This window comes from Sphingobacterium sp. UBA1897, from assembly GCF_002337775.1.
Classification (GTDB): domain Bacteria; phylum Bacteroidota; class Bacteroidia; order Sphingobacteriales; family Sphingobacteriaceae; genus Sphingobacterium; species Sphingobacterium siyangense.
The window spans coordinates 429,297-455,134 of sequence record NZ_DDGR01000007.1; the positions used below are offsets into that span (position 1 = coordinate 429,297).

General features: G+C 42.6%; 13 protein-coding genes. 6 read left to right on the forward strand and 7 right to left on the reverse strand.

The features are described from left to right. Position 1: 1 nt before the first annotated feature. On the reverse strand, positions 2–3,187 hold the full coding sequence (locus B4N43_RS07145) for a SusC/RagA family TonB-linked outer membrane protein (RefSeq protein ID WP_145328612.1): 3,186 nt from the start codon (positions 3,185–3,187) through the stop codon (positions 2–4). Positions 3,188–3,563: 376 nt separating this feature from the next. On the opposite strand from B4N43_RS07145, the gene B4N43_RS07150 reads away from it, so the two are divergent. From B4N43_RS07150 to B4N43_RS07175, 6 genes are all read left to right on the forward strand, one after another. Further along, a complete protein-coding gene (locus B4N43_RS07150) occupies positions 3,564–5,084 on the forward strand; it encodes a PQQ-dependent sugar dehydrogenase (RefSeq protein ID WP_088160972.1) in 1,521 nt (506 codons plus the stop codon). Positions 5,085–5,089: 5 nt separating this feature from the next. Continuing rightward, entirely contained in the window at positions 5,090–6,322 is a 1,233-nt protein-coding gene (locus tag B4N43_RS07155; RefSeq protein WP_088160971.1) for an Nramp family divalent metal transporter, read from the forward strand. 7 nt (positions 6,323–6,329) lie between these two features. Next, entirely contained in the window at positions 6,330–7,352 is a 1,023-nt protein-coding gene (locus B4N43_RS07160; protein ID WP_075991891.1) for an NAD-dependent epimerase/dehydratase family protein, read from the forward strand. After that, the gene (locus tag B4N43_RS07165; RefSeq protein ID WP_286733777.1) at positions 7,352–8,413 is read left to right on the forward strand and encodes a dihydrodipicolinate synthase family protein; all 1,062 of its coding nucleotides are present in this window, start codon (positions 7,352–7,354) and stop codon (positions 8,411–8,413) included. Before B4N43_RS07160 ends, B4N43_RS07165 begins: the two co-directional genes overlap by 1 nt. Positions 8,414–8,571: 158 nt before the next feature. Then, the gene (locus B4N43_RS07170) at positions 8,572–9,480 is read left to right on the forward strand and encodes a helix-turn-helix domain-containing protein (protein ID WP_286733779.1); all 909 of its coding nucleotides are present in this window, start codon (positions 8,572–8,574) and stop codon (positions 9,478–9,480) included. Between the two features lie 145 nt (positions 9,481–9,625). Then, positions 9,626–10,819, forward strand: coding sequence for an MFS transporter (locus B4N43_RS07175; protein ID WP_075991888.1), 1,194 nt, complete (start codon positions 9,626–9,628; stop codon positions 10,817–10,819). Positions 10,820–11,080: 261 nt separating this feature from the next. On the opposite strand, the gene B4N43_RS07180 is transcribed toward B4N43_RS07175, so the two are convergent. The 6 genes from B4N43_RS07180 to B4N43_RS07205 all read right to left on the reverse strand — a co-directional run bounded on the left by B4N43_RS07180 (position 11,081) and on the right by B4N43_RS07205 (position 25,814). Next, positions 11,081–15,256 (reverse strand): hybrid sensor histidine kinase/response regulator transcription factor, encoded by a 4,176-nt coding sequence (locus B4N43_RS07180; protein ID WP_286733780.1) that lies wholly within the window; start codon positions 15,254–15,256, stop codon positions 11,081–11,083. 62 nt (positions 15,257–15,318) lie between these two features. Continuing rightward, the gene (locus B4N43_RS25425; RefSeq protein WP_312459753.1) at positions 15,319–18,018 is read right to left on the reverse strand and encodes a glycoside hydrolase family 88 protein; all 2,700 of its coding nucleotides are present in this window, start codon (positions 18,016–18,018) and stop codon (positions 15,319–15,321) included. A 59-nt stretch (positions 18,019–18,077) separates the two neighbouring features. Continuing rightward, complete coding sequence (locus B4N43_RS07190; RefSeq protein WP_244294541.1) at positions 18,078–19,265, reverse strand: alginate lyase family protein; 1,188 nt, start codon at positions 19,263–19,265, stop codon at positions 18,078–18,080. Between the two features lie 17 nt (positions 19,266–19,282). After that, positions 19,283–21,853, reverse strand: a complete 2,571-nt coding sequence (locus tag B4N43_RS07195; RefSeq protein ID WP_286733783.1) for a glycoside hydrolase family 95 protein — start codon at positions 21,851–21,853, stop codon at positions 19,283–19,285. 6 nt (positions 21,854–21,859) lie between these two features. Beyond that, positions 21,860–24,331 (reverse strand): glycoside hydrolase family 2 TIM barrel-domain containing protein, encoded by a 2,472-nt coding sequence (locus B4N43_RS07200; RefSeq protein WP_286733785.1) that lies wholly within the window; start codon positions 24,329–24,331, stop codon positions 21,860–21,862. Between the two features lie 37 nt (positions 24,332–24,368). Beyond that, positions 24,369–25,814, reverse strand: a complete 1,446-nt coding sequence (locus B4N43_RS07205) for an alpha-L-fucosidase (RefSeq protein ID WP_145329466.1) — start codon at positions 25,812–25,814, stop codon at positions 24,369–24,371. Positions 25,815–25,838: the final 24 nt, after the last annotated feature.

Genomic DNA, 25,838 nt, shown 5'->3' on the forward strand with positions numbered 1-25,838 from the left:
ATTATAAGTCTACATTCAGTCCAACCACAAAACTCTTCGTCATCGGATAAGCATCATTGGTATAGGTACTTTTCTCCGGATCTAAGCCTTTAAAGCTCGTCAACACCGCTAAATTATCTACCGAACCAAATACACGCAACTTCTGAATGCCCAGCTTCATCAGTAATTCTTTCTTAAAAGTATAGCCAAGCTGCAGATTTTTCACCCTTAAATAAGACATGTTTTGCAGCCAAAATGTGCTCAAATACGCATTTGGACTCGTTGATCCTAATGTACTTGGAAGCAACTTAGGATAATCAGCATCGCGATTGTCCAGGCTCCACATATTATTCCACTGGTCCTCAGTAATAGCCTGATTTGCCGTTCCTAAAAAGTTCGAATTCGCTTTGTTCATCCAAAATTCCTTTCTTCCTGTGGCAGCCTGCAACAGGAAAGAAAAATCAAAACCTTTGTAGTCTACCGAACCTCTAAATCCGTAATTCACCTTTGGCCTACCCAGTTGATAAGCTGGATATGCCACACGGTCATTCGCATCCAATTTGCCATCACCATTGACATCTTTCAACAAAATATCTCCCGGAGAAGCGCCCTGAGGAACAGCATTATAGACATCCTCCCAAGACTGAGCAATGCCCAACGATTCGAAAGCATAGATAAAATTATAAGGCATATCAATAAATACCGAACCTCTTTGCAACTGCTCATTCCAAGACAGCAGCTTGTTCTTGTTATACCCAACATTAAAGTTCAACATGTAACCCACATCTCCCTTTCGGTCATTCCAGGTAACATTTGCTTCCAGCCCTTTATTCATCATATCACCAATATTACGTCGGGGGGCAGTGAATAAACCCGTCAGATGCATAGATACATCCGAAGGCCTGTTCATACCGATTGTCTTTCTTTCGTAATAATCCAGCTCCGCAGTCAGTTTATTTTTAAAGAATCCAAGATCCAAACCCAAATTAAACACGCGTGTCTTTTCCCAAGTAAGGTCATAGTTGATCAGTTTCTTATTGATCAACCCTTTGACAACAGACCCTGTTCCTGTACTATTGTCAATCAAATAATAAGGACTAGAGACCAAAGATTGCTTCTGCTCATACAATCCGACACCACTATTATTTCCCAAAGAACCATAAGAAGCTCTAAATTTGGCCGAACTCATCCTGATCTTTTCCTTAAATGCCGACATAAATACCTCGTCTGAGATCCGCCAGCCCACTGCCGCAGACGGGAAAAAACCATATTGATCACCCGGCAAGAAACGTGAAGAACCATCTACCCGGAAGTTCCCTTCAAACATATACTTTCCGAAGGCCGTATAATTTAATCGTCCAATATAAGAACGCAAACCTTCTGCCGATGATGATCCCGACACATTTTGCACGTCTTCAGAAGCGCCATCAATTTCATGTAGACTAGGGTGCAAACGATCTAAGCGACTACCTGCTAAAACACGATTATTCCAATATTCTTCTGAATACACGGCCAAAGCAGAGAAATCATGGTTAGCGCCAAACTTATGATCGTAACTCAATTTGAAGTTCAGCTGGGTTTTGTAATTGTTCCGGTCTGTGTTATATATCCCATCATTTGTCGGTACAAGATCCCGGATAGACAATCCCGTCCGGATGTTATATAATTTTGTCGGCATATCTGCCTTCCATTGAAAACGCGTATCATAATTTAGGGCATAATCCACTTTAGCCTCAAATCCTTTAAATGGCTTCCAGTTTAAATAACCATTCACCAAAGCCTGCTTTTGATTCATGTGGTTTTGGTTGCGCGTCATGTAATCTGCATAAATATTATTGGCCTGCGGACTTTCATTGTAAGACATTGCACCGCCATAAAAACCGGTAATAGGATCATAAGGCAATATACCTGCTGGTGAGGTAAACAGATCCATCCCACTTGTCGAGTTGGCAGTCATACCGTCTTCGTAGTTATAACGGTAATCGGACCAGTTTCCGGAGAACCGCACCCCAGCACCGATGGTATTGGTTACTTTTGTTTCGAAGTTAAATGCAGCGTTATAACGTTTAAAATCATTATTGATCTGTATCCCCTTCTCATCCAGCATACCGACAGACAAATAGTAATTATTATTTTCAGTTCCTCCATTAATGGAAACATTATAATTCCCACTTTGACCATTGCGGAGAATAACATCCCACCAATCGGTACTTGGATATAATCTTGGGTCGATCATACTTAAAGCCAACCATTCGTCGATGGTTCCATTCTTAAAATTGAATGCAGATGCGGCCGTATTATAGGCTTGTGCCCTTTGAGTAGCCGTCATTGCTTTCGCATAATTATTGACAAAATCAAAAGAGCGGGTAGGTTTCACCAGCGATTTGTTGGCACTAAAGGAAATAGCCGTCCTACTGTTTCTTTTACCAGACTTTGTCGTGATCAATACAACCCCATTGGCCGCTCTGGAACCGTATACTGCAGCGGAAGAAGCATCTTTTAGTACGGTCACACTTTCAATATCATTCACATTTACACGGTTCATATTGACATCGGGCATTCCATCGACCACGATCAGCGGTCCAGCACTGTTGACCGTCCCCAATCCCCGGATCAAAAGATCCGCTGCATTATTTCCGGCCATTCCGGAGTTTTGACTTACGGCCAAACCAGGAATAACACCTTGCAATGCCTGCGAGGCATTGGAAAGACCCCGACTCGAGGTCGATTGATCAAAATTAACACTGGCCACAGCACCGGTCAAGTTGCCTTTTTTCTGCTTACCATACCCCACCACAACAACCTCATCCAGTGCATTTTCGCTCGCATCAAGCACCAAAGCCTGCACATCTTTCCCCGACACCACTTTTGTATTAAAACCGATTAACCGAAATTGAATCTGATCTGAAACGGACCCCGTTAATTTAAAACGACCTTCTTGATCCGTAACGGTAACAGTTGCATTTTTAAGGTTACGCACTTCTACACCGGACAGTGGCTGCCCTTTGGCGTCCAGCACCTGCCCGACAAGCTGCTGCTGAAATTTAGCTAAACCCGACGAAGGGTTTAAAACATCCGAGATCGGAATCTTTCCATTGTTAAGGGAAGAAGGTACATTTGCCAATGCAGCCATCGAAATAAAAGGTAGCCCCACCAAAAGGCAACTCCTGTTTATTACATCCCGGATTTTAATCTGCTTTAGTATCATGAATACTCAGGTTAAAGTGGTTAAATAAATGATTTATAAGCTCTTTAGTTTATTGGTATTTTTTCAGGAAACATAACACTCGACCCTAATATGGTCTAAATTGCATTTCCTTAATTATCATAGTGAATACAATAATATATATTTTTTGTATACAATTCAATATTTTTTTTACTTTTTTACAAAAATAGGGTGGCTAACACATTCGTGACAATTCCAAAACACCGCTCTTTTAGCTGTGTAATTATAAACTAAATCGTATTTACTTTAGGCTGATAAAATATTTTTGTATACAATTTTACTTATTTTTTGTATATTTATTTTTATTCAACTACATTTGACTAACCAAATAAATCAAAGGAATAACCGTAGATCCTATATGAAAAAACAAACCTATATTTGGCTTGTATCGCTGGTCCCGCTACTATCCTCCTGTTCTTCCGAGACGGAAAGAGAAAGTAAGCCAATAAATAACATCCAACTGGAGCACAGCATACTATCGCTATCAAAAGAAGCTACAAAACTCCATGTGCCATGGGATTTACAATATGACCGGATCAACGATGCCATTCTGTTTTCTGAAATCGGAGGAAGTATACGAAGACTGGATACAAAAACAAAAGCTGTTACTTTGGTGGACAGCCTCACCGACGTTTACCACCAGCGCACCCTGGGACTATTGGGAATGGCGCTGTATCAACCCGAACAGCAACAGGCCTATCTTTACCTTTCTTACACCAGCAAAAAGGACAGTCTCATTTTCTCTAATTTATATCGTTACGATTATAATACGACAGGCACGTTGTCAAACCCAAAATTGCTTTTACAGATTCCTGGAAACACGGGACACAACGGTTCCAGGGTTATTGTTTCGACAGACAAAAAAGTGTATTGGGCTACAGGAGATGCCGCAAGTGATACCTTTGCACAAGACAGCACCTCATTAAATGGCAAAATCTTACGCCTCAATCTCGACGGGAGCATCCCAAAAGACAATCCAATTGCAAATAGCTATGTCTATGCATGGGGATTTCGGAACATGCAGGGACTTACCCATGATCCAAAAGGCTTAATTTACACCTCCGAACATGGCGATGCCATCGAGGACGAAATCAACCTGATCCAACCGCTAAAAAATTATGGCTGGCCGCAGATTGAAGGAATGATTGACACGGAAAAGGAAAAAGCTATTGCCAAAAACTCCCCAAGACAGGAGCCCATTAAATCGTGGACCCCAGTCGTTGCACCATCCGGAATGGCGTATTACGGTTCTAATGTTATCCCTGAATGGCAACATAGTCTATTGCTTTCGACTTTAAAAAATCAGTCTTTACGTATCCTAAAATTATCCGCCGATGGTCAACAGATCGTCGATGAGAAAATCCTATTCAAAGATCAACTTGGCCGGCTAAGGTCCGTATTGGCCTTACCCAATGGAGACATTTATTTCTGTTCAAGCAACCGTGACTGGAATCCGCAAAAGGGGTTTCCAAAACCCGATGACGATGTGATCTACCGCCTCCGTATTACCGATAAAGCCTCTGCACCAATGATTAAACCCCTTGCAGCCAACACGGCCAACTCCCCTGCCAAAAGTGGTCAGGCATTATACGAAGCCTATTGCGCATCCTGCCATAAAGCAGATGGAAAAGGACTTACAAATACCTTTCCTCCATTAGCCAATTCATCTCTTGTCAAAGGCGACCCAGCACCGCTATTGCAGGTTATCCTCCATGGACTGAAAGACAAAACAATAAACAACGTCAAATACGAAAGTGCAATGCCATCTTTTTCATTCCTGAAAAATGAAGAGGTCATTGAAATCACCAATTATATCCGCACACACTTTGGAAATTCTGCCCCTAAAATCAATCAACAGCATTTAACCTCATTACGATAAATCTCATGGAAAATAACCTCGAGCCAAAACCCTCTTTATTGAAAAGTTGGCTATCCATCTTGGGTCCCGGCATCATTACCGCCGCCCTGGTTTTCGGGCCCAGCAAAATGACCATCACATCAAAAATGGGTGCAGACTATGGCTTCTCTCTATTATGGGTTGTCGTCGTCGCCATCTTTTTTATGATGGTTTTCACCAATATGGCGGCACGTATCGGTATCGCGAGAGACGAATCTTTACTTGTTTTAATTCGCCAGAAATTTGGTAAAACAACGTCCATCATCATTGGCCTCGGAATCTTCCTCGTTGCAACCTGTTTTCAATCGGGGAATGCGACAGGTGTCTCTATTTCCGTTTCGGAAGCCACGGGGACAAACCCCAAAATATGGATCATCGTTTTTAATGTAATCGGTATCCTACTGTTGTTCTTCAAGTCTTTCTACGCGCTATTGGAAAAGCTTATGCTTGGACTTATCATCCTGATGTTATTTGCCTTTCTTTCCACCGCGATTATGATAAAGACACCCGCACAGGACTTTTTCTCAGGCTTTATTCCCAGCATCCCTCCTTCATCAGTAGGCTTAATAATTGCTTTTACGGCTTCTTGCTTTTCGATTGTGGGTGCATTTTATCAAAGTTATCTTGTTCAATCAAGAAGAAAATTATCGACCAACAAACAGCGTACTGAACGACAGATAATCGGTAGCCGAATAGGTATTATTATTCTTGGCATCATGAGTGCAGCTGTTATGGTCTGTGCAGCAAATACGCTTCACCCCCAAGGGATCAAGTTAAATTCTGCCGCTGAGATGGGCCGTGCACTGGAACCGCTTTTGGGAACCTATGCTTCACACCTCTTTTTTATCGGTCTCTTCGGTGCCTCCTTTTCCTCCTTGATCGGCAATGCCGTATTAGGCGGATCCTTACTGGGCGACACCTTTGGCTTCGGCAACGATCTCAATCACCCTAAAGTGAAACTCTTTATTTCTTTGGTCATGATTTTTGGATCTGCCATCGCGCTTATCTTCGGAAATCTTCCCTTGGAGCTTATTGTTTTTGCGCAAAGCATCACCATTTTTTTAGTCCCCTTTATCGGTATTATCCTCTTTCTGATCGCAAACGACAAAGAAATTATGGGCGCGCTCAGAAACAGCCCCTTAACGCGGTTATGGGCTATACTCGGACTTATATTACTCGTTTTTCTTGCATTTAGTAATCTCTATAATTTAATCAAATAATTCAGACATGGACCATAACAATTTAGCGGAATTGGAACAGCAGCTGCTTGCACCATCATTAGATCTAATTGAAGATATAAAAAAGATACAAGGTGATATCCTTTTCCTAGGTATTGGCGGAAAAATGGGGCCAAGCATGGCAAAGCTAGCCATGCGGGCCATTCAAGCTGCAGGAATAGACAAAAAGGTCATTGGTGTTTCGCGTTTTTCAACCAAAGAACTTCAGCAGGAACTGGAGGATCTAGGCATAAAGACAATCGCCTGCGACCTACTGAATGAGGAAGAACTCAAAAAGATCCCGCAGGTCCCGAATGTCATTTACCTCGCAGGACATAAATTCGGCACCACGGGAAATGAAGATTTTACCTGGGCGATGAATACCTATCTTCCCGGAATGGTGGCTTCTCATTTTCAAGATTCCAACATTGTTGCTTTTTCTTCGGGTAACGTACTTCCATTTGTACCGATAAGCAATGGCGGCGTTTCTGAGGAAAGAACTCCGGAGCCTGTCGGCGAATACGCGCAATCCTGTTTGGGGAGAGAGCGTATATTCGAGTATTTTTCGAAGAAAAACGGTACACCTACCCTGATCTACCGATTGAATTATGCGGTGGATTTTCGCTACGGTGTGCTCGTAGAAATTGCCAAATCGGTCAAAGGGCAGCTCCCAATAGATTTGACAACCGAAAACGTCAACGTCATCTGGCAGGGAGATGCCAACGAAATTGCCTTAAGATCACTACTGCACTGTCAGTCTCCAGCCAAAATACTGAATGTCACGGGACCTGAAATCCTTTCTACACGATGGATCGCAGAGCGGTTTGCCGAGCATTTCAACACAAGGCCAATATTTGTAAATGAACCCGCCGGAACCGCTTTACTCAACAATGCGTCCGAATGCCATCGTTTGTTTGGCTATCCGAAAACAACCATACGCGAAGCGATAGACATTACAGCCAAATGGTTGACCCAAGGTGGCGAACTATGGAATAAGGACACGCATTTTCAAGAACGAAAAGGAAAATTCTAATGAAAACTTTAGACAACAAATTACAACAGTTGCTTTGGGAAGGGACGGTAATTCCGGCACACCCCCTTGCCTTAAATGAGGACCGCAGCATTGACGAGGCACATCAACGGCTCCTGACTCAATATTACATAGCCAGTGGAGCCGGCGGAATCGCCGTAGCTGTACATTCAACCCAATTCGAAATCCGTGACCCCGAGATCAACCTTTTTGAAACCGTATTGAGATGGGCTAGCGAAGAAGTCGAGAAAGCGGAACTCCAACGACCATTTATCAAAATTGCAGGCATCTGCGGTGCCACAGATCAAGCGGTACAGGAGGCAACGACTGCACTTAAATACGGTTATGATATCGGACTTTTGAGTATGGGCGGCCTGCAGAGCTGGACGGAAAATGCCATATTAGATCGAGTCAGAGCAATAGCAGCCATTATTCCTGTCTTTGGATTCTATCTTCAACCCGCCGTTGGTGGCCGTATTTTCTCCTATTCCTTTTGGCAGCAGTTTGCCGAAATCGACAACGTCGTCGCTATCAAATGTGCGTCGTTCAACCGCTACCAGACATTAGACGTTATGCGTGCTATAGCGAACTCCAGCCGGCGAAATCAAATTGCCATGTACACGGGCAATGATGACAATATTGTCAACGATCTGATGAGCGTGTATAATTTCCCCGTAGCTGGGGAAAACGTCGCCATAGAATTTAAAGGCGGACTATTAGGCCACTGGGCTGTTTGGACGGCAAAAGCTGTTGAACTCCTTCAGGAAATAAAAACATACAAACAGGACCCCAATAACCTCCATGCGAGTCATCTCCTAAGCAAAGCGATTGCTGTAACAGACAGTAATGCAGCTTTTTTTGACCCAGCAAATGCATTCCATGGCTGTATACCAGGCTTACATGAGGTGCTCCGCAGACAAGGTCTGATGAAGGGTATCTGGTGTCTAAACCCCGACGAAAATCTATCCATCGGACAGCGAGAAGAAATTGATCGTGTATATAAAGACTACCCAGACTTAAACGACGATGAATTTGTCAAGGAATTTTTAAAATCGAGATCCTAATAATCGCTTCCTTTTATAAGGTCTCATCACCCGGGCTAGTCATAGCTAACGAGGTTATGGGACCTTTCTTTTTGTTCCAATTCATATTTTACGAATCAATGACCGATTAGGAGAAATAGTACGCCGCATGAAATGTTTGATTTTTATAACTTTGTATCATGGCAACCTCCGAAAATATTATTGATTTCTATCAACGGGTATTTCGAGAATCCAATTACCCAATTGGCTCCTCGTCCGAACAAATTTCTCATTTTAACTTATTTTCACGTGAGCATTGTCCTTTAAAATCACCTTACAACAGAAAAGATTACTTCAAAATATCCCTCATGATCGGCCAGGGTCAATTGCACTATGGTGATCAGTGGATCCCTATTGACCGTCCCGCACTTGTATTTTCAAGTCCACTCGTTCCCTACTCTTGGGAAACAGACAATCCTGATCAAAAGGGATGGTTCTGTCTTTTTACACAAAAGTTCATTCAGGAAGACAAACATTATAACCATAACATTCTCGAAAGTCATTTTTTCAACCCAAGTGGTAGCCCGGTTTATTTCTTAACGAACGAGCAGGTCGATCTTTTCGATCACATTTTTCAGCGTATGAATACGGAACTACGATCTGATTTTCCGTTCAAATATGAAATTATCCGAAATCAGTTACAATTACTCGTTTTAGAAACGTTAAAACTAGCGCCAAATGAGGGTGTATCACCTTACCAAAACGCAAATCAGCGTATTTCCCATCTTTTCCTAGAACTATTGGAACGTCAATTTCCGATTGACACAGAAAATTTACTTCGTTTTAAAAATGCAACGGATTACGCGCAACAGCTCAACATCCATGTCAATTCGCTAAACAGGGCTTTGAAACAAAATACAGGAAAAACTACGCAAGAACTCATCGCACTGCGCATCACACAGGAAGCAAAGGCACTCCTTCAACATAGCAGCTGGAACATCAATGAAATCGCTTATGCCTTAGGTTTTGAAGAACCGGCGAACTTCAGTAATTATTTCAAAAAACATGCTGGTGTACCACCTTTAGCCTTCCGCAATAAGTCTGTTTGATTTTCACAATAATTTGTTTGAATTCTATATCTTTCGAAACAGGCAATGAAGCTACTTTTGTCGACATCATATTTACAGGGCCAAAGAGAAAAAGTGGCTGGCAACGTAAACGTCCATAGAGACGGGTAATTTAAAAAATTAAAGGATGGAAAAAAACACTAAACCACAGCAATCTTTTATCCCGACGATACTAGCATTTGCACTTGTTCCGATTACGGGACTTGCCACCGACATTTATCTTCCGTCAATGCCACAAATGGCCCAGGAGCTTGGCTTGAACGAAAGCAAAATCCAGTTAACACTTTCGCTTTTTCTAATCAGCTATGGTGTTGCTCAATTCTTTACAGGAGCATTAGTTGACGCTTGGGGAAGATATCGCATCAACCTGATATCTCTTTTCCTTTTCATTGTCAGTTTCTGGATCACAGCAAGCACGCAAGATATTTGGGTTATTTACCTGATGCGCATCCTTCAGGGAATCTTATCGGCATTTGTGGTCATATCAAAACGAGCCTATTTTGTGGATGTCTATGAAGGCGAGCAGCGCAAACACTACCTCAGCATTATGACCATCGTCTGGTCGATCGGGCCGATTGTCGCTCCTTTTATTGGCGGCTACCTCCAAACACAATTTGGTTGGCGTTCTAACTTTATGGTTCTGGCCGTTTACAGTGCCGTACTTTTCATCCTTGAACTGATCTTTTCCGGCGAAACAATCAAACAGAAAAAACCACTCCATATCAACTACCTGATCGGCGAATTTAAAATGATGCTTAAAAGCAACGATTTTACGTTCGGTATACTCATGTGCGGCATATCCTACGGTCTCGTCATGTTCTACAATCTCAGTGGTCCTTTTTTTATTGAACATCAACTGGGATATAGTGCGATTACAACCGGCTATACCTCACTTATTATGGGCTTAGCTTGGATGTGTGGTGGTTTTATTGGTAAAGCCCTTATTAAAAGAGCCTTGGTTCCAAAGTTGAGAATCGCCAATTTTATTCAGATCAGTCTGATTGTCTGTATGCTGATCGTTTCACCTTACCTGTCAAACCTATATACATTAACATTTTTCGCATTTGCTGTACATTGCACTGCAGGATTTATCTTTAACAATTATTTCAGCTACTGTTTAGGTAGGTTTCCATTGTCGGCAGGTATTGCCGGTGGATTGGTTGGCGGAATTACCTACCTCCTTACTTCTTCACTCAGTTACATCACCGTAAGCTTGGTAAACCCTTCTTCGCAGTTTCAAATTGGATTAGGTTATGGCATATTTGCGCTGTTGGGATTGACCATTTTATACGTTATTCATAAGCTGGTCAAAAGCGTATAAGCTATGCGCTGGTTCTTCCAGCGACAGCGCAACAACAGCCTGTAGCTGACCAGCCACAAAACAGTTTTTAAAAGGTGAATTATTTTTAAAATAGTATTAAAAACAACTATATTTGTAGCATCATAATTTAGGTTTATAATTGGTTATTGAAGGTTTTCATTCTCCCCGTTTGAAAACCTTTTTTTTTGCCTGCAAAAAAAACTTCGGTCTGCTTTTAGGGCTGCTTATGCTTACCAAATTAGGAAGACCTTTGCTTATTTTTTAATTGCTGCTTTCCTTGATACCGAATTTTTCAACATAGGTACGTGGGCTCTCCTTATAGAATTTCTTAAATGTTTTGCTAAAATACTTTGGATCATTGAACCCGACCTGATAAGCCACTTCACTGATACTCAAACCAGTATCGTTCACTAAAATATAGGCTGCTTTCTTAAGACGTACCATATTAATAAATTCAACCAAATTCAGTCCTGTTTGCTGCTTAATCTTGCGGTACAAAACAGAGCGGCTCACGCCGATGGCTTTTGTAAGATCCTGCACTCCAAAATCTTCACAGCCCAGATTTTCTTCGACAACCTTCAATACCTGATCCAAGAAACGAGTTCTTTCAGGCAGATCTGTTCCCTGTGCTCCAAGAAGATAATTCTGCACAAATTTTTCCTCCAATCGTTTCCGCGTCTGTATGATGTTTGAAATTTTCTGAATGAGATGCGGCATGCTGAAGGGCTTGGTAATGTAATCATCTGTACCGATTTCAAACGCCTCTGTGATATAAGGATCAGCTGTACGAGCTGTCAAAAGAATCACAGGAATATGATTTGAACTACTATCGTTTTTAATCTGCTGCAAAAGTGTGATTCCATCACAGTTGGGCATCGTTACATCTGAAATGATAATATCGGGCTGTCTTGCTTGTACCAATTCCAGCGCCTCAATACCATCATTAGCTTCTAAAACAATATATTTTTTTCGTAAGTTTTCACATAGAAAACAACGAAGCTCCACATTGTCCTCGGCAACAAGTATGATTGGCTTATCTTCATCCGCTGCAGAAGGCTCTATTTCTGTTTTTATAGCATCCACATGTGGCATATCGGCATCTGTAGGGTCTGAGCATACTGTGGCTACAGTACCGTCCAAAGCCATGAGCTCTTCGATGCGGACATTCCCCTGTGGCAGGCTGATCCGAAATACCGTATTGAAGTCTGCCGGCTCCTGTGCCATATTACTTTCAACAGTGAGCTTTCCGCCGTGCAGATGTATGATCGAACGACAAAGTGCCAAACCTATTCCGCCATTGGTAGCCGACAGGCCTTTTGCATTGGCCTGATAAAATTGTTCAAATACAAAAGGTATATCTTTGGCTGGGATTCCACGCCCAGAATCCCAAACGGAAACAAGCAATTTCTCCAACTCGCCTTCCCCTTCTAGCTCAACCTGTATCTTTATTTTACCCCCCTTGTCCGTAAATTTAAACGCATTATAAATCAAATTGACAAGGACTTTTTCAAATTGCTCCGGATCAAAACCTCCAACATAATCAGGGCTTACCTTATTATCCAGGAAAAACTGAATATTATTTTTCTCGGCAATAAAGTAAAAATTCTGGCGAATGTTTTCCAAATACGCAGCAACATGAACCTTTTGGCAAAACAATTTCATCTTTCCGCCTTCATGTTTTCTGAAATCAAGCAGCTGATTAACCAGATTCATCAAGCGATCCGCATTTCTTGTTGCATAACCAAGGTGTTCCTGGGCATATGCTGAAAGCGAACGATCGTCTTTTAATTGATTTAACGGTCCAATAATTAATGACAATGGCGTACGGAATTCATGGGAGATATTGGTAAAGAAATTCAGTTTTGCTTCATGAAGCTCCTCCTGTTTTTCCGAATCTATTTGCCGAATCAAAAGGTCTTGTTTCAGTTTGTTTCTACCGTGGAAAAATCGGATAACCAAAAAACTGGCCGCAGCAAAAAGAAGAAAATAGCCGCTATAAGCCCACCATGTCCTCCATGGCGCTGGCAGCACTTTAATCTTCAAAACCGTTGCCTTTTCGTTCCATACCCCGTCGTTGTTGGCCCCTTTTACCCAAAGCTCGTAAGTACCGGGGTCTAAATTGGTATAAGTAGCCACGGGATTGCTCACATAATTCCAGTCTTGGTCAAAGCCTTTTAGATAATAAGCATATTGATTTTTCTCCGGATGAACATAATTCAATACACTGAATTCCAAACTAAAAACATTTTGATTGTGATCAAGAGTTAATTCATCCATCATGGATATATCTTTAGGGATAACACCATCGAGGCCCGGAAGAACTGTTTTATTGAATAATTTCAACTCCGTAAACTGAATGGGGGGAATATAATTATTGACACTTAAACTATCCGGATTAAATAGGGTGAAGCCCGAGAAGCTTCCAAAGGCAAGTTTTCCATCCCGCAACATTGCTGCTGCATTTTGAATATATTCGTTACCAGGGAGACCATCGATCTTCGTATAGGTTCGCACATGACCAGATAGGGGATCGAAACAAGAAATCCCCGTATTTGTGCTCAACCACAATTTGTTTTTCAGATCACTTAGAATAGCAAAAACATTGTTGATCGGTAATCCGTTTCGCTCATTAAACCTTTTGAACGCTTTCTTCTCTGGAAGATAAAGATTCAGCCCGCCCATATACGTACCGATCCAAATATGTCCTTTCCGATCTTCATGGATACTCACAATATCATTTCCGCTAATTGAAAGGGAATCTTTCTTGTCATTTAGAAAGGAAACAAATTTATTGGTCCCCGCTAATTTTAGATTTAAACCATTTGAAGTACCAATCCAAAGATTACCTTTTGAATCCTCTAGTAAAGTGCGCACCATATTGGAACTCAACTGCTTTCTGGCAACATCAAATGTCTGGAAAGTTCCTGCTTTCTGGTTTTTACGAAGTACCTGTAGTCCTCCGCCGAAAGTACCAATCCAAATATCGCCATTACGATCCTCTAAGATCGCATACACATTATTATTTGCCAGGCCATTACTTACATTGGGATCGAAACGAAAATGTTCATAGCCTTGCTGCCCCTTTCGCCTTAAATTCAACCCACCATCATAAGTACCCACCCATAAATTCCCTTCCCTATCCAAACAGATAGACTTCACATTATTATGACTTAATCCATTCAGGTTATTTTTATCGTGACGTTCACTATAAAACGAATTCGTATGCCGATTAAAATAATTCAGTCCGCCCCCCTCAGTTCCAATCATAAGTTCTCCCATAGCATTTTCAACAAATGCACTCACCACATTGTAACTTAGGCTATTGCGCTTAGATTGATGGGTAAAATTCTGAAAATTAGGAATATCCTTGTCATAAATATTAACCCCTCCAAAATAGGTTCCAATCCAAATAGACCCCCGCTTATCTTGAAATATAGGGCGAATGGAATTATTGCTTAAGCTATTGGGATTTCCATCGTCTGCCTGGATAAAAAGCAATTTTCCGTTTTGATAAACATATAGGCCATTGAATGTTCCAATCCAAATCTTTCCATCATCTGTTTTTTTTAAGGACCGCACATCTTGATTGGCCAAACCTGTATGATTTCCCTCTTCGGTTAACGAGGATATTTGGTCTGTATTCTCATTGATAATCCGAATACCATTATATTTTGTACCTACCCAAAATATACCTGGACTAACCTCCAAAACCGCCTGAAACCGTTGATTAATCTTATTATCTACCGATTTCTCTTTGAAGTAAGTCCTTAGCACCTTTAAGCTATTTCCATCTTTCGATGCGGCTTGCATGAGTACAATGGCATCATCAGTACAAAACCATAATCGCTTGCGGCGATCCTCATACATGGTTCGAAAATTACGATAGTATTCTTTTCCCTGGCTTCTTTCAACGGTAATCTCATTGAAGACCAATTCCGCTTCAGGATGCCGGCCCTCTTTAATCTTATACAAGCCTATATTTGTCGCAATCCAAATCTTTCCATTGGAATCCTGAAAAATCTGGTGAACGTTGACATCCATTTTCCCACTGCTACTCTCTACCGTAGGTAATGGTATACGGATAAAATTGTCTGATTCTCGATTGTATAAATTCAAACCTGTCATTGTCCCTATCCAAAGCCGCCTTTTGTTATCTTCCGTAATTGCTTGAATAAAGTTGTGCTCTAAGGAAAGGCTATCTTGCGGATTACTGCGATAAATCGTAAACTTTCGGGCGTCGTATTTATTTAAGCCATCACGGGTACCGATCCACATAAAACCCAAATGATCTTGGGCTATAGCGAAAACGCTGCCTTGAGACAAACCTTCGTTGACATCCAAGTGTAAAAAACGATAGTTTTTTTCCTGCGCATGCAAAACAGAAATTAAAGCTAACGCACAGCAAAAACAGCGCATAAAAACACGTAATGGCATCATAAGGTATATAATTGAAATGGATGATAAAAATAATCATTCCATTGAATAAACACGAACAAGAATCACTTTAATCGATCTTTTAATTGTTGCTCATAAAGTGAGCTGATCGACATTATGCTGTTTTGATTTTCCCAGTAACCAGCATTTCTATTTTTCAATCTTCCAGCAACTTTTTCTCCCTTTACTCCTATGGCAAAATTTTGTCCGGAAGCCCAGGGCTGTTGTACTGCAGCACTTTTGACCGTACAATTCCATAAGACTTGTGTCACCCCGGCCCAGCCATGTCCACTTCCCCAGTTACCCCGGTCTTGAACATTAATTTCACCATCCGTTACGATTTGATCGTATAAGGTGCCAACAGCCCATCGATGATGTGGACCGATATCCGCATGTGTTCGCTCCGCGCTAGAAAGGCTAAAAACGTTTGGACCGAGGGTCCTAGCCCCTGTTACGTAATCATGGCGTCCTTCCGTGGTATAAAGTTCTTTAAATAAATTAAGCTGACCGTCATTATTGAATGAATACCTTCGGCCACCTGTAATTTGAGATTTTCCATCCAGACACCGCGACTTCATTACTGTAATCTGTTTGGCAAAAGCGCCAAGGCTCACCGCTGCATAGCCAAAATAACGTGCGGTGATATTGCGCACCCAACCATTCGCTATTTTATCCATATCAATTGCAATCCAGCCGTGGTTTTCGTCTTCATCACTTACAAAATCGGATTCGAAACGTATATTTTCGATTCCAACTTCACTTATACGTCCGTCAAAGGTGTAAGGAATGACAGCCACTTTTCCATACCTCGGATCAATCGCCATCACCAAGGGATTATCAAAAAATACGGAGTCACCTTTAATGGCCAAAATAGTACGTTCAAAATTTAGCTTATATTCCTGCGCTGTCCATTGTTTCGTCCCTTCTCTTTTTTCAATTTGGTTCATTCGAAGCGCTTCGATCCAGGCGTCGTTCATCTCATACGAGAGCAGTACGTGCTCGCCCACTTTCCTTTCCTTCGCATGATCGATTAGGACATATTTAGCCCCTACAGGTCCATATCCATTCTTAACAAACTGTTTTCTAGCTTGGTCCACTGAATAGCTGCCCGTACCCGAAATCTTCAATAAGCTGCGTTGGTCCTGGCCTGTGGCTTTAAGCAGGGTTTGCCCTATTGCATCACCCTCCCCTCTCAACACGACACCGCTGGCATGAATTTCCAGGCTTCCAGGTATATTGTACAGGCCTTTTTTTAACAAAATAGCACCTCTAAAACCATTTTTATCAAGTGGTTTTGCAGATACAGCATCGATGGCTTGTTGTATAATTTGTTGATCATCGCCATTTACGCTGGGTTTTACAGTAATCACAACAGGAACATTGGGCAGCTTTTGATCACCTTGATGATAGCCCACATGGCTAAAGTCGGGGATTACGTTTCCCTGTGCATCTGGAAAATAGATCAGTTGTCCCGCTGGATTTTTCCGGACCAGATCCGATTGAACTTTTCCGGACTGTAGATCTTCTTGCCGATGCAGTGCTTCCAAAAAGTAATAATCTGCATAACTCAAGGGTTTATCCACTTCAGTATTGGAAGGTTTCGATCCTGTACTGTGTAATAATATAAAACCTTTACTTTTATTTGGCGGCGACATGTAATTGTCTATCAGGTTAGCCAATATGGTCTGTGCTTTTGCACGATAATCTTTCCCTTGGTTGCTATACGTGCTTAATTCCAACAGCCCCGACGCTATGACTGTCGCTGCCGACACATCCCGTGGTTCATTTGGAATATGAGGCGCATCGAAATCCCAGTAAGGGATCAAGTCTTTCGGCATATTGGGATGTGCAAACAGCCACTGCGCAACTTTTTCGGCTTGCTGCAGATATTTCGCATCTCCTGTTTCTCTGTAACACATTGTATAGCCATACAGTGCCCAGGCTTCACCTCGCGACCATGTCGATTCATCACTTAAGCCCTGATGGGTGTTTTTATGCTGCACAGCTCCTGTTTTCGGATTGTAGTCTATTACATGATAGGTGCTGTAATCTGGCCTAAAATGATTTTTTAGCGTTGTATTGGCGTGGCTCACCGCAATATGATAATAAGTAGAATCTCCAGTGAGTTTGGTTGCTTCAAACAGCAATTCTAGATTGAGCATATTATCGATGATGACCGGAAAATCCCAGCGATGGCTATTGTGATCCCACGAACGTATACAGCCGACTGTCGGATTGAAGCGGGTTGCCAGCGTTTTAGCGGCCTGAACAAGCACCTCCCGGTATTGTGGATTTGCGGTTAACCGATAACCGTTTCCTACACTACAGTAGATCTTAAAGCCCATATCATGGGTCTTTCCATTAAATTGCTCCGCTTCGATCGACCTTGTCGTTTCTGAAGCAAGATCTCTCCATTTTTGTTTTCCCGATTTTTCGTAGAGATACCACAGGACGCCAGGAAAAAAACCACTGGTCCAGTCCCCCCTTTTCACGGCAACAAGTTCGTTATCTGAGGAAAGCGTACGTGGCGATACCAAGGATGAATCACTTTTTTTCAAGAGCTGCAATTCTTTATAAAGTAGCTGGGCTTGTTGATCTGCGAGCCCCCAAGCTTTTTGCAGCTGCTTTGTGCCCTGTGCCTCAACATGTTGAAAAGCACACAAAATTCCAGTCAAAAAGAGTGCTTTGGCAATAGATGACCTTTTTAAATTTCGAAAGCGCAAAAAGAGGGTATATCTTCGCAAAGACGTCGCATTAACATTCATGTTATCTGTAGGTTTTTAAGGTGAAATGGTTAAGTTATTTTATAAGGGGGCTAGGAAAATCAAAGCCATATAATTGGGTTTCGAATGGGTAAATTTCGAATAACCTCTTCTTGTTCGGGTGCATGATCAAGCTTCTCCCAAAGCTGCAGATAGTCTTTATTCTGGAAAGCCACTGCCGAAAAGACAAGTGCCGGATGTGCAATTGGCCATTGATCCCAATACATGACATCTTTCTGATAAGGCCATTTTTCTTTAGCTGCAATATAGGGGACCATAAAATCAATCCCCGTTTTTATGGTCCGCCCATCAGACAATGTATACTGCCAAAGGGGGGTATTGGTCTTGGACAAAATCTGGCAGATCATGGTCATCGCATCCAGATTAAACAACGCGTATCCATAAGGTTTTGTCCGCTGCAATTCTCTCGGGAAGCTTCCATTAGCTTCCATTTGATTCGGCAGCAGCACATGCGCATAACGATCTGCACATGTATTGAGTAATACAGTATCTTGCACTAAACTCGAAAATGCGGCTACCTGCATCACCCAACATGTACCATGGTTGTTGGCGGCATTCATTTCATCGATTCCATATTGATGCGTTGTAAGCCAGCGTAAATAAGCCGCAAACCAACGATGTATCGCATCCTTGGCTGCCTGTGGAAAATTGGGGTCATTTTCAAATATCTTTACGCCCTGTGCAACTTCCATCAGATGAATGGTATCAATAATACCTATTCCGCGCCCTGTAAAACGCCCTTGTATAGCCTGTGCATAAAGAAGATTCGGATTCATCATCGTTTCTGCATCAACGAACCAAGCCTTTAAATGACGAAGTGCCTGCTGTACATATTTTTTATCCGGATTCAAACGATAGGCTGAGGCCAGTGCACCCACGATTCGGCTGAAGCGGATCATTGCTTTACGATGTTCAACGAAATTGGCCGGATTAGTCATCCCATCCCGTTGGATATAGGGTGCAGCTGGATCTTTGGGATCGGGCCACCAATAATCGCCTTCAGAATAAAAATCATGAATACCCCCGGCACTCCGGACCGCGCTATATGCTGTGACAGTCAATGGCTTCTGCTTCATCGCCCATTTGGACTGCTTTAGGATAACAGGACGCAGTGTCTGGATGATCTCCTGCTCAAAAACACCTTTCTTAATTTTTGCCTTCAAAAATAAGGGGGAAATTGCGATCCCAAGAAGACAGCCCATGATGCGAACAATTGATTTTGATTTCATTTTTCCTGGATTTTGATTTATAGCGGAACAATACGATACCGTTTACCTTTTATCGTCTCAAATTGAACTTCGAACATTTTCGTAGCTGCTAACGATGGCAATTTGGACGGATCAGCGATCGTATACGGTAGTTGTTCCGGTTTATATAATAGCGTGTTGTCTGTGACAGCTGCCTGATTTGATTCGATGCCGACAACTTTAACGGGTAAAGGTGTACGCAAACGACAAACACCTCCAATATTGGATACGATCATTGCTTCGGTCAATACGTTATTTTTCCAGGCAATGTCTACGGTAAAGTTTCCCCTGGCCTTAATTCCTTTAATCGTCCCAGCAGACCATTCATCAGGTAGAGCCGGCAATAAATGAACAGCACCATCGTGACTTTGCAGCAACATTTCAGTCATTCCGGCCGTAGCACCAAAATTACCGTCAATTTGAAAAGGTGGGTGTGCATCAAATAAATTCGGATAAGCTCCACCACCGCTCATCTGAGCACGATCCAATTTAGGATCGATAAAATTTAAGGCATCCTTGAGGATTTTATAGGCATGATTTCCATCCTGAAGCCTCGCCCACCAATTTGTCTTCCAGGCCATCGACCAGCCGGTACTGACATCGCCCCTCAAAAGCAATGAACGCTTGGCGGCCGCAGCCAAAGCCTTGTTTTCCGCAAGGTTGATCTGATTGCCCGGGTATAAACCAAATAAGTGGGAAATATGCCGATGCTGATCTTTTGGATCATCCCAATCTTTAAACCACTCTTGTAATTGTCCATATTGGCCCACCTGATAGGGATAAAGCTTTTCCTTCGCTTCTTCTAGAGCCGATTTAAATTCAGGATCAATACCCAATATCGTACATGAACGAATAACAGCTGTAAAAAGCTCACGAATGATCGCCATATCCATGGTAGAGGCCATAGTCAATTGATATTCTTTACCTGCTATTTTAATTGTATTTTCAGGTGAAGTGGAAGGATTGGTCACGAGATATTTACTTCCAGGATCAGCAATCAGCCATTGCAGCATAAATTGGGCCGCCCCTTTCATCAATGGGTAGGCCTTCTCCTTCAAGAAAGTTTTGTCACCCGTAAAACGATAGTGTTCCCATAAATGTGTGCTCAACCAGGCACCTGCCATAGGCCATGCCGACCAGCGTGGCATTCCTTTGGGGTCCCAATCATATCCGCCCGGAGGGGAAGTTTTAGCCCATAGATCGGAATTATGATGCACAACCCAGCCCTTATCGATATGATAATTTACCGATGCTGTTTTAGCCCCGTTGATCGCCAGCTCATCCATAAAATCAAACAAAGGCTGATGACATTCTGCAAGATTGGTATTTTCCGCAAGCCAATAATTCATTTCTGTATTGATATTGGTCGTATAATTACTTCCCCACGGTGGTTGCACATGATCATTCCAGATCCCCTGTAAATTTGCAGGCCTTCCTCCTTGCCTAGAACTGGCAATCAACAAGTAGCGTCCAAAATGATAATACAGCGTCAGAAGTCCCAAATCGGCCGGTCCTTTGGAAAACTGCATGACACGCTGGTCTGTAGGTAATTTATCATGAACAGAAGTACCGGTCAGCGCAAAGGCTACACGATTGAATAGCCTTTGATAATCCCTTTGATGGTTTGCAAGTAAGGTATGAAAATTCTTTTTGGAGACCGTATTCATGCGTTTTTTTGCGAGCAGCGTGGCATCTTTACCTTCCTGACTCGGAGACTTATCAAAACCGTTAAAGCTTGTCGCTTCTGTCAAAAATAAAATCACCTCATCAGCGCCTATAATTTTAAGCTTATCCTGCTCTTTTTTCACTACACCACCGGTAGTTTTTACACTGACCTGCATCGCAAAGGTCATCCCTTTTCCGCCAACACTATCGTACAGCACCTGTTGAGGTTCATAATCCCTATTGGCGACAAAACTCGGCGCCTTACCCTGAAGGGTCAGTTGATTATCACCTTGGATCGAAACGCTATATCGGAGCTTACTGGTCAAGGAAAGATCCAAGGTAATTGATTTTTTCTTGTCCGCTTTCAATCGAACCACCAATGCTTTATCCGGAAAGCTGACAAAACTTTCCCTTTGGTATCGAACACCTTGATACGAATAACTCACCTGATTGATCGCTCGTTCAAGATCCAGCTCCCGTTTATAATCTTTGACCTTTTTTTCGTCCTGATGAAAGTCCAACCATAAATCGCCCATGGGTAGATACCGAGCAGAATAAGGTCCTTGCATTTTCTTCCAAAGAACTGCTGCCTCTTCATATTTTCCAGCAAAGATGGCTTGGCGCACCTGGGGTAAAACCTGCGGGCCGTTTGGAATATTGCCCGCATCGGGTTCACCCGACCACAGCGTATTATCGTTAATTTGAAACCTATCTTTACTTAGCCCTCCAAAGACCATCGCTCCTGTTGTGCCATTTCCAAGTGGCAGTGCTTCTTCCCACAGTGAGGCCGGCTGATTATACCAAAGCTTCAGCTGCGGCGAATTGCTTTGTGCACGGCATGGAGCAATCGTCCCCAGGAGGCCAAGCAGTAAAAAGAAGTTCAAATGATTCGTTGCTTTTAACATCTTGTACTATTTTTCTATTGTTAACAAGGTACTCTTTGATCCTTCCATCCTGCCTGATACCACGGCTGTTCCCGAAGGCAGTCGAAGTTTAATCAATGCACGACCATTGTAGGCCTGTACTTTTTTCGACCCCGTAGAAGTGCCTTGATCGACGATCAACTGACCATCGCCGGTTGAACCAAAATAGATCCAGTCCTTTGCATCGAGACAGGGGGTATTGGTATCGTCCACAATTTGGGCTTGCACAGTGATTACTTCGCCTTCCGCAGCAATCTGTTCGACAAGTAATTTGGCAGGTTTACCCCATTTTTTTGTCTGATACTGCTGTTCAATTTCATCCACTAGAATTTCCCGTCCGTTTTTCGCGACAGCTTTAATCTGATTGTTTCCTTCGTTCAGTTTCACCATCCAGCGCAAACCTGCCGCTGGAAAATCTTGGCTATTCCTTTTCTTTAATCCTTGACTTTCTCCATTGACAAAAAGCTCAACCTCACTGGCATTGGAATATACCTTTATCATTTTCGACTCCTCTTTTTCACCCCAACGGATCGGCCAAGTATGGCCATAAATATGCAGCATTGGTTTCGCTGTCCAATACGACTGGAATACGTAGTACGATTCTTTTTTGGTAAAATCCCGTTCAACAACACCCTTCTGATTGACATAAGGCACAGGATTGTCTGGCCGGACCGGAGTTGAAAAATCTTTAAATGGCCAATAGGCTGTTCCCGTGAGCCAAGGCATTGTTTCTTGTTCCTTTAAGTGCCAATCGATGAGATTACAGATGTAGCTTTCACTCCAATCGCCATCTTTAGAAACCCGTGCTGCACCACCAATGAGCGACGCATCGCCTGCCCGTTCATCTGTTGTGCCATCACCTTTGATTTTAGTTAAAGCGCGATCAGGGTCTTCTGCATGTCGTCTTGCATGACTATCCCCGCCCCACTCCACATGAAGGAAATGTTTTACCTTTTTCATTTCTTCTTCGGACGCTGTTTTATAGTCGGTATAAACACCTCTATACCAACCCGCCCAAATGGAGGGCGAATAAACATCAACAATATCTTTACAGAAATCACAACGTCGTATTGCTGTTTTCCGACTCGGGTCCAATTGATGAGCTAAATCATTGAGTTCACTCATATAAGCCCTTATCTTTGCCTGATCAAACTCCGTAAAATCACCAGGCCAATCATTTTCATTACCAAGCCCCCAGATAATGACCGATGGATGATTATAATGCTGTTCAATCATATGGGTTAACATCCGTTTTCCCTGAAGTTGATAGACCTCACCACCTAATCCACCTCTGCACCATGGAATCTCTTCCCAAACCAAAATGCCCAGACTATCACAGGCCTCAAGCACTTTACGACTCTGCTGATAATGTCCCAAGCGTATAAAGTTTACGCCCATCTCTTTCATCAGGGTCATCTCTTGTAGAATCTGATCGTCAGTCATTGCTGCAGCAACGCCGGCATGGTCTTCATGACGATGGGTACCACGAAGCAAAAGCCTTTTCCCGTTCAGCAGAAAAGAACCTTTTTCTTTAAACGCTACATGTCTAAAGCCAAAGACACTCTCTTCTTTAAATACTTGTCCATTGCTTTTGATTGTCGTAACTAAACGGTATAAAGCCGGTTGATCAGGACTCCAAAGCTGTGGCTTCTTGACCAGGAATTGTCCAAATTCAAGATTCAACGTCCCCCTATTTACCTGTGGTTGCTGGGTTTGCACGATTTTTCCAGCGGGGTCATAGAGCTGCGTTTCGACTTCAAAATTTGTCTGAGCCGAAAATGGCATCAACCGTCCGCGGACGTTGACCACTCCCTGCTTACCATCGGCCCCTACTGACGCCTCAACAAACACACGCTCCAAAGCTGTCTGCGGAACATATTTCAGGTTTAGATGTCTGTAAATACCTCCATAGACGTTAAAATCAGACAGATCAGAAGGGATCATTTCGAGATCACGTGAATTATCCACACGAATTGAAAGCGGTATTTTGCCCTTAAACTGTTTTTTAAAAGCGGCTGTTTTTTTAAACTTTTCAACGGCATCTGTAATGTCCACAGTCCATTCGTCGTATCCGCCAACGTGCTCCCCAACTTTATTTGTATGGATATAAACAGCTGTCTTTTGTCCGGCTCCTTCAAAATGAAGAAGGGTGTGACCATTTAAATAGGGGTTATCGATCTCCAGCGATTTTCTGTACCAGCTTGGCCCCTGATAATAATTTATAGCTGGATCAACAGCGTCCAGCGCATTATAACAGTGCGGCAGATTTATCTGCTCCCAAAGTGGAACAGACTCGGGATTACCGGCTCCCACCGGTCTTACAGCTTCCCAGATTCCCCCCAGATCGCTCTTTAAGAAATCCCAGCCTTGATCAATCCGCTTAACTTCCTGAGCGTGGAGTTGAGCAACTCCAAAAGTCAACAACAACGCAATTATTTTATTCAATCTACTTTTCTTCATTATGCTATTTTAGTATCTGCTTTTCATCTTATCGGCCTTACTCGTCCAAAGCTCCAGTTTTCATGTTTTTTGCTCCGGCCCCTTTTTCGCGCTTAAATTTGCCAGCCACTTCGATCTTAATCACTGTAGCAACAGCATCAATGGCCTGCTCAGGCACGGCAATCTGAATACCATTGGCATTCGATTTTACCTTTAACACTTGATTATTGGCTAAAAGACTAGCTTTTAAAACTTTATTTTCAATCGGAAGTTCAACTATGCCATTTTTTGGCCAGTCAAATACAGAGACATACAAATAAGTCCGCTTTCCATCTTCCTTCATGGTACATCTCCCCCATTCAAATGGCTGTAAAGGACTACTCTTGGTCGCGTAGACTGCTTCACTATTGGCTTTCATCCATTTGCCAATAACAGCCAAACGTTCTATACTCTCCTGTGGAAAGGATCCATCGGGTTTTGGACCAACGTTCAACAAGTAATTTCCACCTTTGGAAGCAATATCAACGAGATTGCGGATCAAGGTTTCGGCAGACTTCCATTTATGATCTGATGTGCGGTAGCCCCAAGTGCCATTCATGGTCATACAGGTTTCCCAATGTTTGCCTTCGAGTTCACTCCAATCTGGAATTTTTTGCTCCGGCGTTTTGGTATCGCCGGGGAAATTAGGCCGTTTCAATCGATCATTTGTGATAATATTGGGTTGTAATGCCAATTGGTCCTGAAGCATATTTGCGGCTTCGTCGGTCATATTGGTTGGTGTATCCCACCATAGCACAGCAATATCCCCATAGTTACTCAACAATTCTTTGACCTGAGGCACAGATACGTTTTTGATATAGTCACTAAAACTCGCCGTTTCTTGTTTGGGATCCCAATGGCCATGATGTGCTAGTGTGTAATCATCTATACGGGTTGAATCTGGATTAGGCCAGCCTTCTCGCATTAATTTACGAGCAGCCGATCCACCGGGGTTATTCCAATCCTGCGCCTGTGAGTAATAAAAGCCAAGTTTCAGGCCATATTTTCGGCAGGCTTCGGCCAAAGGTTTCAAAACATCTTTACCGTAAGGCGTCGCATCCACCATATTCCACTTACTCGCTTTTGTTTCAAAGAGCGCAAAACCATCGTGGTGTTTGGCCGTGATAATCAAATATTTCATCCCGGCATCTTTCGCCATGCGTACCCATTCGTCTGCATTATACTGCGTGGGGTTAAATTGCTTTGCCATCGCCTGATATTCATCAACCGGAATTTTAGAGCGGTTCATAATCCATTCTGCTCCACCACGTGCCTGTTCGTGCCCCTTATAAACGCCGCCAAACTGCGCATATACTCCCCAATGGATAAACATGCCAAACCGGGCTTCTTCCCACCATTTCATGCGTACACTATCGGGCAAGCGATTTACTTGCGCATACAATAATCCCTTACTCATTCCCATGATGAGGACAAGTGCCAGCAACATTTTATATATAGCTTTCATACCTTAATTTTTCACAGTTCTTCA

Bases quoted from the DNA above. Each gene is read 5' to 3' on its own strand.
- B4N43_RS07165 (WP_286733777.1), top strand. From the start codon at position 7,352: ATGAAAACTTTAGACAACAAATTACAACAGTTGCTTTGGGAAGGGACG.
- B4N43_RS07180 (WP_286733780.1), bottom strand. From the start codon at position 15,256: ATGATGCCATTACGTGTTTTTATGCGCTGTTTTTGCTGTGCGTTAGCT.
- B4N43_RS25425 (WP_312459753.1), bottom strand. From the start codon at position 18,018: ATGAATGTTAATGCGACGTCTTTGCGAAGATATACCCTCTTTTTGCGC.
- B4N43_RS07150 (WP_088160972.1), top strand. From the start codon at position 3,564: ATGAAAAAACAAACCTATATTTGGCTTGTATCGCTGGTCCCGCTACTA.
- B4N43_RS07160 (WP_075991891.1), top strand. From the start codon at position 6,330: ATGGACCATAACAATTTAGCGGAATTGGAACAGCAGCTGCTTGCACCA.
- B4N43_RS07190 (WP_244294541.1), bottom strand. From the start codon at position 19,265: ATGAAATCAAAATCAATTGTTCGCATCATGGGCTGTCTTCTTGGGATC.
- B4N43_RS07145 (WP_145328612.1), bottom strand. From the start codon at position 3,187: ATGATACTAAAGCAGATTAAAATCCGGGATGTAATAAACAGGAGTTGC.
- B4N43_RS07200 (WP_286733785.1), bottom strand. From the start codon at position 24,331: ATGAAGAAAAGTAGATTGAATAAAATAATTGCGTTGTTGTTGACTTTT.
- B4N43_RS07205 (WP_145329466.1), bottom strand. From the start codon at position 25,814: ATGAAAGCTATATATAAAATGTTGCTGGCACTTGTCCTCATCATGGGA.
- B4N43_RS07175 (WP_075991888.1), top strand. From the start codon at position 9,626: ATGGAAAAAAACACTAAACCACAGCAATCTTTTATCCCGACGATACTA.
- B4N43_RS07170 (WP_286733779.1), top strand. From the start codon at position 8,572: ATGGCAACCTCCGAAAATATTATTGATTTCTATCAACGGGTATTTCGA.
- B4N43_RS07195 (WP_286733783.1), bottom strand. From the start codon at position 21,853: ATGTTAAAAGCAACGAATCATTTGAACTTCTTTTTACTGCTTGGCCTC.
- B4N43_RS07155 (WP_088160971.1), top strand. From the start codon at position 5,090: ATGGAAAATAACCTCGAGCCAAAACCCTCTTTATTGAAAAGTTGGCTA.